Annotated in this window: 17 protein-coding genes; 14 read left to right on the top strand and 3 right to left on the bottom strand. The window is 61.6% G+C overall.

Features of this window, described 5'->3' with window-relative positions; all coding sequences use genetic code 11:
• Positions 1-103 precede the first annotated feature (103 nt).
• From K3767_RS01255 to K3767_RS01210, 10 genes are all read left to right on the top strand, one after another.
• Entirely contained in the window at positions 104-2,623 is a 2,520-nt protein-coding gene (locus K3767_RS01255; protein WP_221171751.1) for a molybdopterin-dependent oxidoreductase, read from the top strand.
• A gap of 2 nt (positions 2,624-2,625) precedes the next feature.
• Positions 2,626-3,411, top strand: a complete 786-nt coding sequence (locus K3767_RS01250) for a 4Fe-4S dicluster domain-containing protein (RefSeq protein WP_221171750.1) — start codon at positions 2,626-2,628, stop codon at positions 3,409-3,411.
• 15 nt (positions 3,412-3,426) lie between these two features.
• The gene (locus K3767_RS01245; protein WP_221171749.1) at positions 3,427-4,095 is read left to right on the top strand and encodes a cytochrome b/b6 domain-containing protein; all 669 of its coding nucleotides are present in this window, start codon (positions 3,427-3,429) and stop codon (positions 4,093-4,095) included.
• Positions 4,096-4,180: 85 nt separating this feature from the next.
• The gene (locus K3767_RS01240; protein WP_221171748.1) at positions 4,181-4,738 is read left to right on the top strand and encodes a hypothetical protein; all 558 of its coding nucleotides are present in this window, start codon (positions 4,181-4,183) and stop codon (positions 4,736-4,738) included.
• Positions 4,739-4,895: 157 nt separating this feature from the next.
• The gene (locus K3767_RS01235) at positions 4,896-6,485 is read left to right on the top strand and encodes a hypothetical protein (RefSeq protein ID WP_221171747.1); all 1,590 of its coding nucleotides are present in this window, start codon (positions 4,896-4,898) and stop codon (positions 6,483-6,485) included.
• 77 nt (positions 6,486-6,562) lie between these two features.
• A complete protein-coding gene (locus K3767_RS01230) occupies positions 6,563-6,934 on the top strand; it encodes a PilZ domain-containing protein (protein WP_221171746.1) in 372 nt (123 codons plus the stop codon).
• A 6-nt stretch (positions 6,935-6,940) separates the two neighbouring features.
• Entirely contained in the window at positions 6,941-8,248 is a 1,308-nt protein-coding gene (gene radA / locus K3767_RS01225) for a DNA repair protein RadA (RefSeq protein ID WP_221171745.1), read from the top strand.
• 69 nt (positions 8,249-8,317) lie between these two features.
• A complete protein-coding gene (gene trxA, locus K3767_RS01220) occupies positions 8,318-8,644 on the top strand; it encodes a thioredoxin (RefSeq protein WP_221171744.1) in 327 nt (108 codons plus the stop codon).
• On the top strand, positions 8,644-9,576 hold the full coding sequence (gene trxB, locus K3767_RS01215) for a thioredoxin-disulfide reductase (RefSeq protein ID WP_221171743.1): 933 nt from the start codon (positions 8,644-8,646) through the stop codon (positions 9,574-9,576). The genes trxA and trxB overlap by 1 nt, the downstream gene beginning before the upstream one ends.
• Positions 9,573-10,322 carry an outer membrane protein assembly factor BamD gene (locus tag K3767_RS01210; protein ID WP_221171742.1) on the top strand — a complete coding sequence of 250 codons (750 nt, stop codon included), beginning with the start codon at positions 9,573-9,575 and terminating at the stop codon, positions 10,320-10,322. The genes trxB and K3767_RS01210 overlap by 4 nt, the downstream gene beginning before the upstream one ends.
• Here K3767_RS01210 and K3767_RS01205 read toward each other — a convergent pair.
• Positions 10,313-10,657, bottom strand: coding sequence for a hypothetical protein (locus tag K3767_RS01205; RefSeq protein ID WP_221171741.1), 345 nt, complete (start codon positions 10,655-10,657; stop codon positions 10,313-10,315). The genes K3767_RS01210 and K3767_RS01205 overlap by 10 nt on opposite strands.
• A gap of 56 nt (positions 10,658-10,713) precedes the next feature.
• Here K3767_RS01205 and K3767_RS01200 point away from each other — a divergent pair, with 56 nt between their 5' ends.
• The 4 genes from K3767_RS01200 to K3767_RS01185 are packed head-to-tail and all read left to right on the top strand — an operon-like array spanning position 10,714 to position 12,320.
• A complete protein-coding gene (locus K3767_RS01200) occupies positions 10,714-11,046 on the top strand; it encodes a hypothetical protein (protein ID WP_221171740.1) in 333 nt (110 codons plus the stop codon).
• Positions 11,043-11,708 (top strand): protein-L-isoaspartate(D-aspartate) O-methyltransferase, encoded by a 666-nt coding sequence (locus K3767_RS01195; RefSeq protein WP_221171739.1) that lies wholly within the window; start codon positions 11,043-11,045, stop codon positions 11,706-11,708. Before K3767_RS01200 ends, K3767_RS01195 begins: the two co-directional genes overlap by 4 nt.
• A complete protein-coding gene (locus K3767_RS01190; RefSeq protein WP_221171738.1) occupies positions 11,692-12,168 on the top strand; it encodes a TIGR00725 family protein in 477 nt (158 codons plus the stop codon). The genes K3767_RS01195 and K3767_RS01190 overlap by 17 nt, the downstream gene beginning before the upstream one ends.
• A complete protein-coding gene (locus K3767_RS01185; protein WP_221171737.1) occupies positions 12,165-12,320 on the top strand; it encodes a hypothetical protein in 156 nt (51 codons plus the stop codon). Before K3767_RS01190 ends, K3767_RS01185 begins: the two co-directional genes overlap by 4 nt.
• Here the strand turns inward: K3767_RS01185 and K3767_RS01180 are convergent.
• Both K3767_RS01180 and K3767_RS01175 read right to left on the bottom strand, forming a co-directional pair.
• Positions 12,304-13,092, bottom strand: a complete 789-nt coding sequence (locus tag K3767_RS01180; protein WP_221171736.1) for a biotin--[acetyl-CoA-carboxylase] ligase — start codon at positions 13,090-13,092, stop codon at positions 12,304-12,306. The two genes, K3767_RS01185 and K3767_RS01180, sit on opposite strands and share 17 nt — an antisense overlap.
• The gene (locus K3767_RS01175) at positions 13,077-13,709 is read right to left on the bottom strand and encodes a hypothetical protein (RefSeq protein WP_221171735.1); all 633 of its coding nucleotides are present in this window, start codon (positions 13,707-13,709) and stop codon (positions 13,077-13,079) included. The genes K3767_RS01180 and K3767_RS01175 overlap by 16 nt, the downstream gene beginning before the upstream one ends.
• Positions 13,710-13,713 lie beyond the last annotated feature (4 nt).

The following is a 13,713-nucleotide window of genomic DNA, read 5'->3' as shown; positions in this document are numbered from 1 at the left end:
TTCACGCGTTTTAACGAGAATTTTTTCGTTTTACTCCCTTTTATTTTTGGCCTTTATTTTGCATTACTCGCTTTCGACAAAAACCACAGAGAGGGGAGGCTTTATGAGCGGAATATCGCGCCGGAGGTTTCTGCAGATCAGCGGATTGGCGGCTTTTTCGCCCTTCGTGCCCCTTTCCGGAACGGTGGGGCCGGGGCGCAGGGCCCCCTCTCCGGTGGACGAGGGGGTGGAAAGGAGAGTGCCGCTCCGGTGTAGGATGTGTGCCCAGCAGTGTCCCGCGGTGGGGGTGGTGAAGGGAGGTAAGCTCATAAAGATGGAGGCCAGTCCCTATCTGCCCTACGCGGGAATCTGCGGGCGCAGTCGCTCCACGCCGGCGGCAGTCTACAATCCGGATCGTCTCAAGTATCCCCTGCTTCGGGTGGGAAAGCGCGGCGAGGGGAAGTTCAAGCGGATCAGCTGGGAGGAGGCCCTGGATCGCATTGCGGCGGTGCTTAGAAAGTATCGGGAGAAGGGCGAACCCGAGCGCGTGGTGTATCTTCCCCGGTTCACCTCCGCCGCCGGCTTGGACAAGCCCTTCTGGCACCTCTACGGGACGCCCAACATCGTCTCCTACGCCGACACCTGTCATTCCGCCGGTCACGACTGGGGGCTGGGGGCCTTTTTCGGACACCCTATGACCCCCGGGGCCTTCTGGATGGACTATCCCCGGGCCCGTTTCGGAGTGCTGGCCATGCGGAACCCTGGGGGCGGGCTTTGCGTCTATCAGTTCGGGACGCTTTTTGCCGAGGGCAAGCGAAACGGTCTGCGGCTGGTGGCCGTGGATGTGCGTTTCCCGAACGAGGCCGTGGAGGGAGCCGGACACCGCTGGCTCCCCATCCGTCCGGGGACGGACCTGGCCTTTCACCTGGCCCTGGCCCATGTGATCGTGAAGGAAAAGGGCTACGACGAGGACTACCTGATCAGGCACACCAACGCCTGCATGCTCATCGACCCCGAGACCCTCGAGCCCTTCGATCCCGTGGTGGAGGAGAAGGTGGATCCAAAGACCGGGAAAAAGAAGAAACACGTGCGCTACCGGGTGTGGGACGAGGCCCGGGGGGTTCCGGTGCTCAAGTCCGAGGCGCAAAGACCGGCCCTGCGCGGTGAATTTACCGCGGGAGGTCGCAGGGTAATCACCGCCTTCGAGGCCATCACCCGGGCCCTGGAAGCGTACACCCCCGAGTGGGCCCAGGGGATCACCACGGTGCCGGCGGAAGAGATCCGCCGGGTGGCCCGGGACCTCATGCGCCACAGACCCCGCGTGTTCGTGGACACCGGCTGGTATTCGGAACGCTACGGCAATGTAATGCGCCAGTTTCACGCCATCGGCCTGGTGGACACCCTGCTGGGGGTCTGGGAGAGGGAGGGGGGAATAGGGGGCGTGCCCAAGGTGAAGCTCCACGGCCCCCTCCCGAAGGTGCCCAAGCCCAAGGCCCTCCAGATCACCAAGTATTACCAGAAAAACGGTTATCCCTTTCTCGTCCCCAAGGCCGGACGCCGTTTCGTTTTCGAGGCCCTGCGCACCGGAAAACCCTACGAGCCCAAAGTAATCTTTGCCATGGGGCAGAACTTCATCGGAGGTTCAGCCGGCTCGCCGGAGATAGTGCGGCTCCTTGACAAGGTGGAACTCATCGTGTGCATGACCCCCTTCATGGACGAGAGCTGTCTTTACGCGGACATCATCCTTCCCGACACCCTTTTCCCCGAACGGGACGAGGCCCTGCACTTCAAGTTCAAGCAGAGTATGCCCACGGTGGCCATGCACATGAAGGCGGTGGAGCCGCCCTTCGAGGCCCGGCCGGGATCCTGGGTGATTCTGGAGCTGGCCCGCCGGGTGCTTTCTCCCCAGGAATTCGAGAAGTACTTCGGAGAGTTCGCCCGCGGGGGCTGGGAGGCCGGGTGGCGAAGGCAACTGAAAGGGGTTTCGGAGAAACATCCCGGTCTCACCCTGGAACACCTGAAGAAATACGGCGTCTGGCACGGCAGGCAGAACTACAAAATCAAGAAAAAGACTCCCACCGGCGAGGTGGAGATCTTTAGCCTCACCTTTCTCGAAGTTTACAAAAAACTCAAGGCCGGCGGACATCCCTTTGCCGAGCATGCTCATCCCCTTCCCCGGTGGATTCCGCCCTTCTGGATGGGGGAGAGGCGCAACGGCCTGGCCGAGGACGAGTTCGTGCTGACCACCGGTTTTTCGCCTCTCAACTCCTTTACGGGGGGACAGACCAGGGACAATCCCCTTCTCCGGGAGATTTGGGATCAGTTGGGGGTGGATCGGGTGTGGATTCATCCCGAGCGGGCCCGCCGGCTGGGGATCTCCGACGGGGATGTGGTGGAGGTCTTTCCGGCCCACGCCCCGGAGTTCAAGGCCACGGCCAGGGTGTGGGTGACGCCCCTCGTTCATCCCGACGCCCTTTTCACCTATTACGGAGTGGGGGCGGGGATCTTTCCTCAGCTCAAGCGTTTTCTGGCCTTTCTTCCCGAGCACGGGGTGAACATGAATCACTTTTCCCGCTGGAGGTTTGCGCCCCTTGAGGGTGGACACGCCACTCAGGATGTCATCATCAAGATTAGGAGGGTCTAATCATGACCAAGGTGAGCATGCTTTACGATATGCAGGCCTGCATTAGATGTTTCGCCTGTTCCGTGCAGTGCGGGATAGAAAACCGTGCCCGTCTCAGCCGGGACGGACGCGGGGGCACGGAACGGGTGGTGGCGGAGCAGCGGCCGGAACTCCGTTATATATTTCCGGTACCGGGCTATCGGGGAACCTATCCTTCGGCTCGTCCGGTAACGGAATTGCGCCACTGCATGCACTGTGCGAATGCTCCCTGTGCCAGGCGCTGTCCGGCGGCGGCCATCGAGGTGAAGCCCTACGGGGTGGTGGTGATCCACGAGGAGAGGTGCATAGGGTGTCGGGCCTGTCTTGAGGCCTGTCCCTTTGATGTTCCGCGCTTCAACCCCAGATTGGGCAAGACCTTCAAGTGCTTCATGTGTTACGACCGGATCGAGGCCGGACTGCCTCCGGCCTGCGTGGAGGCCTGTCCGGCGAAAGCCCTATACTTCGGCTCCCGGGAGGAGGTGCTGGCCGAAGCCCGCCGCCGGGCGGAGAACTACCGTCGCCGCCTGGGGGAGGACTTCACCGTCTACGGAGCCGAACCGGTGAGCGAGGCCACCGGTTACCTCCACTGGGTCACGGTGGGGCCCAGCAGGATTCTCGCGGACTATCAGCTGCGGCCGGGGGCCTCCCGGCCCCAGATCGAGGCCGTGGACGCCGTCCGCACCCTGGGCTGGGTGCTTTTCGGCGTCGAGGCCGCGGGTATCCTGGGACACTTCCTTTACAGTCTGGGAAGAGAAGAAAAAGAGGTCTAAGAAGGGAGGTCAATCATGAGGGAAATACAGGCTTTTAACAAGTTTCAGCGGAGTATGCACCTTCACTACATCCATTTTATGGTCATCTTCTTTTTGACGGGGCTTCCTCAGGCCTATCCCCACGCCTTCCGGTGGCTTCTCTACTTCTTCTGGATGCCCTTTGCCCACTTTTCCCCGGAGACGAGCTACCTTTCCGGGGGCATGAAGGTGGCCATGGTGCTTCATCGGCTGGCGGCCGCAGGGCTTCTCCTCTGGTTGCCCCTCTTCGTGCTTCGGGAGATCAAGAACATGGGGCGGTGGCAGATCTGGCCGGAGGGAGGCCCCGTGGACGGGGTGCGCGAACTCTTTCGCCACTACCTGGGCTTTCGGCCGGCGCGATTCGGAAAGTACAACCTGGGCCAGAAGTGCCTGGCCTGGCTCACCATCCTGGCCACCGGGATCATGGTGGCCAGCGGGATCGTGCTCCTCTTCAAGGACGCCTTCAGCCCCCCGGCCTGGCGGTGGGCCAGGTTTTTCCACGATGTGGGTTTCGTGATCTTCCTGGTGATTCTCCCGATCCACATCTACATGGCCCTCCATCCGCTGAATCGTAAGGGCTTCCGGGCCATGTTCGAAACCGGCACCCTGCCCGAGGACCATGTCAGGACCCACCATCCCCTGTGGTGGGAAAAAATCAAGGCCTGAGGGGGGTGAGAGGATGAGGTGAGGAGGTAAGAAGGGGCTTTCGAGGATTGTGGTTAACACCCATATGAAAGAAGGAGGTGAAAACATGGCCGATCCCACGGTAGGAAAATGGATAGCCCCCATCATTTACCTGGGAGCCGCGGTGCTTCTGGCCAACGGGCTCCTGCACCTGGATCCCGAACGCAGGAAGTCCAGCGAGCGGGTGGTGGGCGTGATCACCTTCGTGGTGGGAGTGATGTGGTGGCCCTTTCTCATCGCCATGATGATGGAGCAGGGTCTGGGTCCCATAACCAACTTCGTTACCGGTCTGGCGGGGATGTACGCCTTCGCCTTTACCGCTCTCGGGGCCTGCGAGATCTGGGACTTGAAGCCCAGGCGTCAGCTGGGAGCGGTTTTCATCCTCATCGGTTGGCTCACCCTGGCTTACGGTGTCTACTGGCTGGTTTATCCCACCCCGAAGTGGATTTATCACTTCAGCATCGCCTTCGTGTGGTTCGTGGCCATGAATCTGGCGGGCTTTTTCATGAACGGAAAGGTGAGCGAGAAGGTGCTGGGTTATGTGGTGACCTTTGCGGCCCTCTACACCTTCGCCATTCCGGCCATCCTGTGGTCCATGCCCCCGGGACATCAGGGACCGTTTTAAAAATTTGACCAAAGGAGGGGGATTATGATACCCTGGGGTTTGGTGGCCTTGATAGTCATAGGTTGGGTGGTGGCTTTGATTGCCTGGTCCGGGGAGTAATTCGGAGGGGGAGGGGTCTCCCCTCCTTAAAATTTTAAACCGTCGGGGAGGTGAGGTGATGAGGGTATCCAGGGTATTAAAGGGGGGAATGATTCTGGTGGTGATGGGCCTTTTCCTTTTAGTCACGGTCTCGGCGGGACGGGCCATGACCCAGGAGGAGGAGATCCGCCAGCTCAAGGCCCAGGTGCAGATGCTCCTCAAGCGGATAGAGGAGCTGGAGAAGCGGCAGGCGCAGACGGAAAAGGCGGTGGAGACCAAGGCCCCGGTCAACTGGAAGGCCTACTGGAAAAACGGTTTCCGGATCGAGTACAAGAATCCGGAAAAGAATCGGGAATACCGTTTTCGTTTTCGGACGGGGATTCAGCTGCGCTACACCTACATGAGCCGCGACGAGGACTTCTCCGGGGGCAACGAGAACTACAGCAGCTTTACCATGCGGCGTCTGCGGTTCTTCGTGGACGGCACGGCCCCGAACAGGGACTGGAAATACTATGTTCATGTTCAGCTTGAGCCCAAGAGCAAGGTCAATGTGCACGACGCCTTCGTGATCTGGCAGAAGTACGCTCCTTTCGTGAAGGTCCAGTTCGGACGGATGAAAATCCCGGCCATGAGCATGGAGTACTGGCAGAGCGGTTTCAAACAGAACGGTACCGACCGGACGATCTTTACGGACGACAGCGAAGGCTACTGGCCGTATTCCGGGACTAAAAAACTTAAAGTGGGCGGTCATCTTTTAGACAACGGTTTTCCCATCGGGGGCATGTTGCTCTACCGCTCGCAGGGGATCAATGTGAACGGGGCGCTCGATCTCTTCGGTAAAAAGCAGTTCCTGGTTTACTGGCTCGGCTGGTACAACGGACGCGACACGCAGGGTAACAAGAATACCGCTAGCGACGATCACCTCTACGCCTGGCGCCTGGCCTTCAACCTGCTTCCCGGCTCCGATCCCCGTGGGCCTCTCGGACCCGGGACCTTCAACAATTACTTCATGCAGGGGGATTACGGCTACAACACCACTCCGGCCCTGGCTTTGGTGCTCTCTGGCTTCTGGACCAAGGACAGGAGGACGACTTATTACGCATATAATGGTACATCTATAACCAACGCTCCCCACGACATAGAAAATTACGGGTTTGATGTGGCGCTTCTCTTCCGTTACCGGGGATTTTCCGCGGATGTGGAGGGGGCCTGGGAGGAGTTCATCCAGGATCCGGACAAGGGAGGCAATGCCTACAATCTCACTGCAATCGGAACCCACGACGAGGAAACCTGGGATCGATGGGGGGTGAGGGTTAATTTGGGTTACTTTTTAGTGCCGCGCAAGTGGGAAGTAACCTTTAAGTACGCCTATCTTGTGCGTCTGGACGACAACACTCCGCTCGATTCCCGTAAGAGCGGTCTCGGCCTGGTAAAGTTTGACAATGATAAGTACGGAGTGGAAGACTATCTTCAGCAGTTCGTTCTTGGAGTCAATTACTACTTCCACGGATTCAATCAATACATAACCTTCGATGTATCGCTACTTCAGCTTCACGCAGACGACGCCTCGGCTTCCGAGGCCGCGGAGATTGGAAAGACGGCTGCGGACTTCGATTCCGGAACCCAGGACGACTGGCGGTTCCGGGTGATGTATCAGCACTGGTTCTAAGGGTGTCCCGGGATCGGATTTTTTAAGGGGGGGGTAACCCCCCTTTTTCTTTGCAAGAGATGGGGTAAAAGTTAAGCGTGGAGCGAAGGCGCTTCCTGCGGGCCGTTTTTCCGGCGGAGGCTTCTCTTCTGTGGGCGGACGGAGAGATACCCGCCGGGCTGAGGGATGTTGCCTACGGCGGGGCTTATCTGACATGTTCCGAGCGCCCCCCGGTGGGTGCGGAGGTGGAGATTCGTTTCCGTCTTTCCGGAATGGATCCGCCGCCCGAGATTCGCTTTAAGGCCCGGGTGGTTCGCCACGGGGCCGACGGCATAGGAGTTAAGCTCACGGGCATCGACTGGCGAAGCCTGGGGCACCTGCGGCGTCTCCTTTACTTCAACCTGGGAGATGCGGACGAAGCCGAACGGGAATTGCGGGAGCTTCTGGGCGAGGCCACGGTGGACTTTTAAGGGGACATGTATCTCTGTCAGGTGTGCGGTTATCGTGCGGTCAAGTGGCTGGGGCGCTGTCCCGGGTGCGGCGGCTGGGACACCCTGGTGGAGGAACCGGAGGGGAGCCGGAGGAGTCGTGGGGGAGGGGGGCGCCGGGCGTCGCTTCTCCGGCTTGCGGAGGTGGAAAGGGCCGAGTTTCGCCGCTACTCCTCGGGGATCGGTGAATTCGACCGGGTTCTGGGAGGGGGGCTGGTTCCGGCCTCTCTGGTCCTCATCGGCGGCGATCCGGGGATAGGCAAGTCCACCCTGCTTCTCCAGGCGGCGGGGGAATACCTCCGCGGCGGGCTCCGGGTCGTGTACCTGGCGGGCGAAGAGTCTCCGGCCCAGGTGCGTCTGCGGGCCGAGAGGGTGGCGGTGCCCGGGGACCTCGAGCTCGCCGCCGAGACCGATCTGGCGGCGGTGCTGGAGACTCTCGGCGAAAATCCTCCTCAGGTCCTCATCGTGGATTCCATCCAGACGGTGTACCTGCCGGATCTGTCCTCGGCTCCGGGGTCGGTATCCCAGGTGCGGGAGGCCGCGGCGCGGCTTCTCCGGTGGGCCAAGGAAAAGGGCACCGCGGTCTTCGTGGTGGGACATGTTACCAAGGAGGGGGCACTGGCCGGTCCGCGGGTCCTCGAACACCTGGTGGATGTGGTGCTCTACTTTGAGGGCGACCGCTCCGGTCCGTACCGGATCCTCCGGGCGGTGAAGAATCGTTTCGGCCCGGTGGACGAGATCGGAGTCTTCGAGATGGGCGAGAGGGGGCTTTCCCCGGTGGCCAACCCCTCGGCCTTCTTCCTTTCAGGGGGAGGAGGGGCGGTCTTTCCGGCGCTGGAGGGCACGAGACCCCTCCTGGTGGAGATTCAGGCCCTGGTGGTGAAGAGTTATCTCGCGGCTCCCCGAAGGACCTGCGTGGGATTCGATCCCTGGCGACTCTCCATGCTGCTGGCCATCCTGGAGAAACACCTGGGGATCTCCTTCTACGACCGGGATGTCTTTCTCAATGTGGCCGGGGGGCTCAAGATAAGGGAACCGGCGGCGGATCTCGCCGTATGTGCGGCCCTGCTCGCCAGCCGCCTGGAAAAGACCCTCCCCCCCGAGACGGTCTTCTGCGGCGAGGTGGGACTTTCCGGAGAGGTGCGCAGGGTGATGGGGCTTTCCGTTCGGCTTAAGGAGGCCGCCAGGCTGGGATTCCGACGGGCGGTGGTCCCCTCCGGCACCTCCCCCGAACCGGGTTTGCCGGATCTCGTCACTCTCTCCCGGGTGGAGGCCCTTCTCGAAGATCTTTCCTGAAGCTTGTCTTGCGGGCGGCGCCTTATTATGTTTTAAAGGAAACCCAGATTCCAGCAAAAGGAGGGTGTTATGGCCGTTTGTCAGGTGACCGATCAGAACTTCGAGACCGAGGTCCTTCAGTCCGACATTCCGGTGCTGGTGGATTTCTGGGCGGCCTGGTGCGGGCCCTGTCGGGCTATCGCCCCGGTGATCGAGGAGCTGGCCGAGGAGTATCAGGGACGGCTCAAGGTGTGCAAGCTCAATGTGGACGAGAATCCGATGACCCCCGGAAAGTACGGTATCCGGGCCATTCCCACGCTCATCTTTTTCAAGAACGGACAGCCGGTGGAAAGCATAACCGGAGCGGTGGCCAAAAGCACCATCGAGGCGGTGATCTCCAAGGTGCTGGGATCCTGATGGAAAGGGAGTTCGATCTCATTATCGTCGGGGGTGGGCCCGCGGGTCTCACGGCATACATCTATGCGGCGCGGGCCCGCCTCAGGACGGTTCTGGTGGAGAAGCTGTCCCCCGGAGGTCAGGTCCTGGTTACGGACTGGGTGGAAAATTACCCCGGTTTCCCGGAGGGGATCTCCGGGGCGGAATTGATGGAGAAGTTCGCCGCTCAGGCCCGGGCCCTGGGCCTTGAGCCGGTGCTGGACGAGGCCGTGGGCCTTACCCCGGACGGAGATCTGCGTCTGGTGCATCTGGCCGGCGGAAAGACGCTCGCGGCCCCCACGGTCATCATCGCCACCGGTGCCTCTCCCAAGAAACTGGGCGTGCCCGGGGAGGCGGAGCTTACGGGAAAAGGCGTTTCCTACTGTGCCACCTGCGACGGTCCCTTTTTTCGAGACGAGGTCATTGCGGTGGTAGGGGGCGGAAACACGGCGGTGCAGGAGAGTCTTTTTCTCACCCGGTTTGCCCGCAAGATCTATCTCATTCACCGGAGGGATCAGCTCCGGGCCACCCGCATCCTTCAGGAACGCGCCCTTAGTCACCCTCAGATCGAACCCCTCTGGAACACCGTGGTAACGGAGGTTCTGGGTGAGGATAGGGTGGAGGGTCTGCGGATAAAAAATGTTAAGACCGGGGAGGAGTCCACCCTTGCCGTGGGCGGCGTTTTCATCTTCATCGGCATAAAACCTCAGACGGAGTGGCTGGGAGGGACGGTGGCCCTGGACGAGGCCGGTTTCGTCGTAACCGATTCGGAGACGCGCACCAGTCTCCCCGGGGTCTTTGCCGCCGGTGATGTGCGGGCCAAGGCCTGCCGGCAGATCGTTACCGCCGCGGGCGACGGGGCCGTGGCCGCTTACATGGCCGAGCACTATCTGGCCGAAAGGCGGGGGGCATGAGGCCGCTGGTGATTTCCGCACTCTTCGTGGCCCTGCTCGTGGGGCTCCCCTCCTGCGGATCCCGGGAGGGTGGCCGGGGTGGTCTTCTTTCCTGGTTTACCAAAAAGCCCAAACCCCCCGAGTCCAAACTCAGGGAACTGGTGGAGCGGGCCCAAAGGCACTTTAACAAGGGCTACTACGAACTTGCGGAGAAAGACTTCGAGGAGATCAGGGATCGCTATCCCGATTCTCCCTATGCCCTGTGGGCCGAGCTAAAGCTCGCGGATTGCAAGTTTTTTGCCGGAAAGTATCTGGAGGCCGCGGTCCTGTACGAGGAATTTGAGAAGCTTCATCCCACCAACGAGGCGGTGCCTTATGTGATCTTTCAGATCGGAACCTGTTATTACCGTATGATGCTCTCCCCGGATCGGGATCAGACCAACACCAAAAAGGCCATTCAGGCCTACCGGCGTCTCATAGAGAACTATCCCGACTCCCCTTATGTTTACGAGGCCAAGCGCCGCATCGCCAGGGCCAGGGAGCGCCTGGCCGAACACGAACTCTATGTGGCCCGTTTTTACTATCGCACCGGACGGTTCCGGGCCGCTTATTATCGTCTTCTGTATTTACTGGACAATTATCCAGAAACCGCTCCGGCGCGCAAGGCTCGACTTCTGGCTCGCCGGTACTACGAAAAGGCCCTGGAGGAGACCCGGGCCCTTGCCGAGGGGCGCCTTAAGGACTACTGGGGACGGCCTTATCCCTGATCCTCCCGCAGGGCCTCCGCAAGTTCCTGAAAGATTTCGGCCTCGCCGGGAGAGGAGGAGGTTTCCCCCGGGTGAGCCGTCTCTTCCCGGACCTCCGGGGATATTACCTCGGTAAGATCCGGCATTCCCTCCGGCGGGGAGGTGGTCTTAGGAATCTCCTCCGGCGGGCTTATGAAGGGAGGAGCCGTGAGGAGGGTATCCTTGAGGATTACCTCGTCCACGGTAAACTGATAAAAGGGACCGAATCTCCGCGCCAGGGCGCTCAGGTCTTCCCCGCAGCGAGGGCAGGTGGTGTTCCCCTCAAAGGTGAGAAGCTTGCACTTGGGACACCGCATGGGAACCTCCTTTATCTTTTGGATGATTATACTATAAAAAGAGGGCAGGGGGAAAAATGCGCCGGTGGATTCTGGGTTTCGTTCTTCTGTTCTTCTCGGCCTGCGCCACCAAACCCGGGGTCAATCTGGCTTCCAAGGCCTGCATGGTCCACAAGGGACTTTCCACCCGGGCCGAGGTGCGCTACTATCTGGGACCTCCCCGCAGGGTGGAGCGCCTTCCCGACGGGCGTGAGGTCTGGATCTACTACGAGGTGAAGAAGGATACCCTGGCCAGAATTCCCGGGCTGGGGGAGAAACTGGGCCGGGAAAAGGTGGAGGTGCTAAGGATCACCTTTTCCGGGGATCGAGTGGTGGACTGCATTTATTATGTGAGCAAACCGGGAACATGAGCCTGTACTCTCCGGAAAGGGACATTTACCGTCGGGCCAGGGAGCGCATGGTGTCCCAGCAGATCGCGGCCCGGGGTATTACCGACGAGCGGGTCCTTGAGGCCATGCGCAGGATCCCCCGGCATCTCTTCGTGGAGGAGGCCCTGCGGGATCAGGCTTACGCCGACCATCCCCTTCCCATAGGCTACGGACAGACCATCTCCCAGCCCTACATCGTGGCCCTGATGACCGAGGCCCTGGAGCTCAGGGGTCCGGAAAAGGTGCTGGAGGTGGGCACGGGGTCGGGGTATCAAACGGCCATTCTGGCGGAACTGGCCCGCTGGGTTTATTCCATCGAGAGGCACGCGCCCCTTCTGGAGCGGGCCCGCAGGGTACTCGAAGCCCTGGGCTACGACAATGTGTTTTTTCGGGTGGGGGACGGGACCCGGGGCTGGCCGGAGGCCGCTCCCTTTGACGCCATAATAGTCACCGCCGCCGGGCCCCGCGTTCCGGAGCCTCTCCTGGAACAGCTGGCCGAGGGAGGGCGTCTGGTCATGCCCGTGGGAGACGAGTGGTCCCAGGTGCTGGTGAAGGTGGTCAAACGCGGGGGGACCTTCCACCGGCAAACGCTCGAGCCGGTGCGTTTCGTGAAACTGGTGGGGGAGTATGGATTTGAGGAGTGAGGCCCGCCGGGTGGCGGTGATCGGCACCGGGATCGCCGATTCCGGGGTGTACGAGATGGCCTATCGGGTGGGCTGGCTGCTGGCCCGGAGAGGCGCCCTGGTCTATTGCGGTGGCCTGGGCGGGGTGATGGAGGCCGCCGCCCGGGGGGCTTCCGAGGCGGGTGGACTCACGGTGGGAATCCTCCCGGGAAACAAGGCCGAGGAGGCCAACCCCTACATTCAAATCCCCGTGGTCACCGACATGGGACACGCCCGAAATGTGATTCTGGTGCGTTCGGTGGAGGGGGTGATCGCGGTGGCCGGGGGATACGGAACCCTTTCCGAGATCGCCCTGGCCCTCAAGATGTGGAAGCCCGTGGTGGGGCTGCGCACCTGGCCCGGAATCGAGGGCGTGCTCTATGTGGAAACTCCCGAAGAGGCCGTGGATCGTCTTTTCCGCGTCCTGGAGGGAAGGGAATGAAAAGGGAGGTTCTGTCCAGGGCCCGGCTGGCCGCTCCCCGGGTGGAACCCGTGGGCTGGAGGCCGGAGGAGTGGGAGGCCCGCCGCAGGGCCGGGGATCTTTTTTTAAGGGTTCTGGAAAGGGAAGCCCTGGAGATCAGTAGAGGTAAATGATCTCTCCGGTTTCCAGGGTCAGGAGGTCCCCGCCGGTGCGCAGGAGAAGGGAACCGTCGGGGAGCACCCCCTCGGCCCTTCCCAGGAGGGGGGGATCCCGATCCAGATCCCGGGCCCAGGCCACGCAGCGACCCGGGGTGTCCGAGAGCTCCAGGAAGTCCCGCACCAGGGGATTTTCCGGGAGGTCCTCCCCCGGGGCCAGCGAACTCTCCAGCTCCCTCAGGAGGCCGTAATAGTAACGCAGTTTTCCCAGGAGGGCGTCCGTGAGGTCCTCCAGGGACAGGGGGGCTCCCGCGAGCCGCGCGAGACTTTCGGCGGGGAGGTGATGGGGAGGGGGATTGTTCACATTGACTCCTATGCCCACCACCAGCCAGTCTCCCCTCTTTTCGATGAGAACTCCGGCGATCTTGCGTCCCCGGTGGTGCAGGTCGTTTATCCACCGCACGTGGGCCGGAAGTCCCATTTCCCGGGCGAGAGCCCCCAGGGCCACTCCGAAAAGGAGGGAAAAGAGCCCCCGGGTTTGCGGCAGGTGGTCGTCGTAAAGACTCAGAGCCAGCCACAGGCCTCCCCGTTCGGCCACCCAGATGCGCCCGTGCCGGCCCCGGGCCCCTCGCACCCTTTCGGCCAGAAGCACACGGCCGTGAGCCGTGCGGGGCTCCCGCAGGGCCAGCTCGTAGGCCAGCGGCATGAGCCTTTCCACCTCCCCGTAGAACCGGAGGTCGACCCCCAGTTCCGCGGCCCGTCGAGTGGAAGGCGCTAGCTCCGCGGCCATTCCTCTCTGATCCGGGCCAGCACCCGGTCGAGATAGGGAACCTCGTCCGGAGCACACAGCCCCACCAGGGCGGCTCCGGCGGGAACCAGCTCCCGGGGATCGAAAAAGATCCGGTAGATCACCATGGGGGGGCCTTCGTGGCGCAGAGGGGTTTCCCTCTTCATGAAGGTCATGATGAGAAGGTCCTCTCCGGGCTCCACCCGGGCTCGTCCGGGGCCCTCCTTGCGCACCCTTTTTTCCACTTCCGGGGCGAGAATGTAGCGGGCCGTCTCCGGGGCGTGGATCACGGTAAGCGCTTTCCGGAGCACTTCGGAGATGACCTCCTCCTGGGAGAGGGGATGCCAGATCTCGAGCACCCTTTCCCCGGCCTCTACGAATCTTTCCGTAAGTTCCGTGCGCACCTGCCGAACCTTTCCTCCCACCCGGGCCCGGACGAGCTTGGGATTGCGCTCCCGCTCCAGCACGAAAAGGGGACTCCCCGGGTGCACCTCCTCTCCCTCTTTTACTCTGAACTCCCGCAGATACCCCGTGTGCGGGGTCTCCACGGCGTGAACCCGATAAGGAAGGGAACGGAGTTTCTGGAGCAGAGCGTTTATCTTTCGGTGCTCTATGGCCATGGCT

Source organism: Thermosulfurimonas sp. F29 (genome assembly GCF_019688735.1).
Taxonomy (GTDB): domain Bacteria; phylum Desulfobacterota; class Thermodesulfobacteria; order Thermodesulfobacteriales; family Thermodesulfobacteriaceae; genus Thermosulfurimonas_A.
The sequence above is the reverse complement of the archived record's forward strand: the minus strand, read 5'-3'. Positions and strand labels throughout refer to the sequence as shown.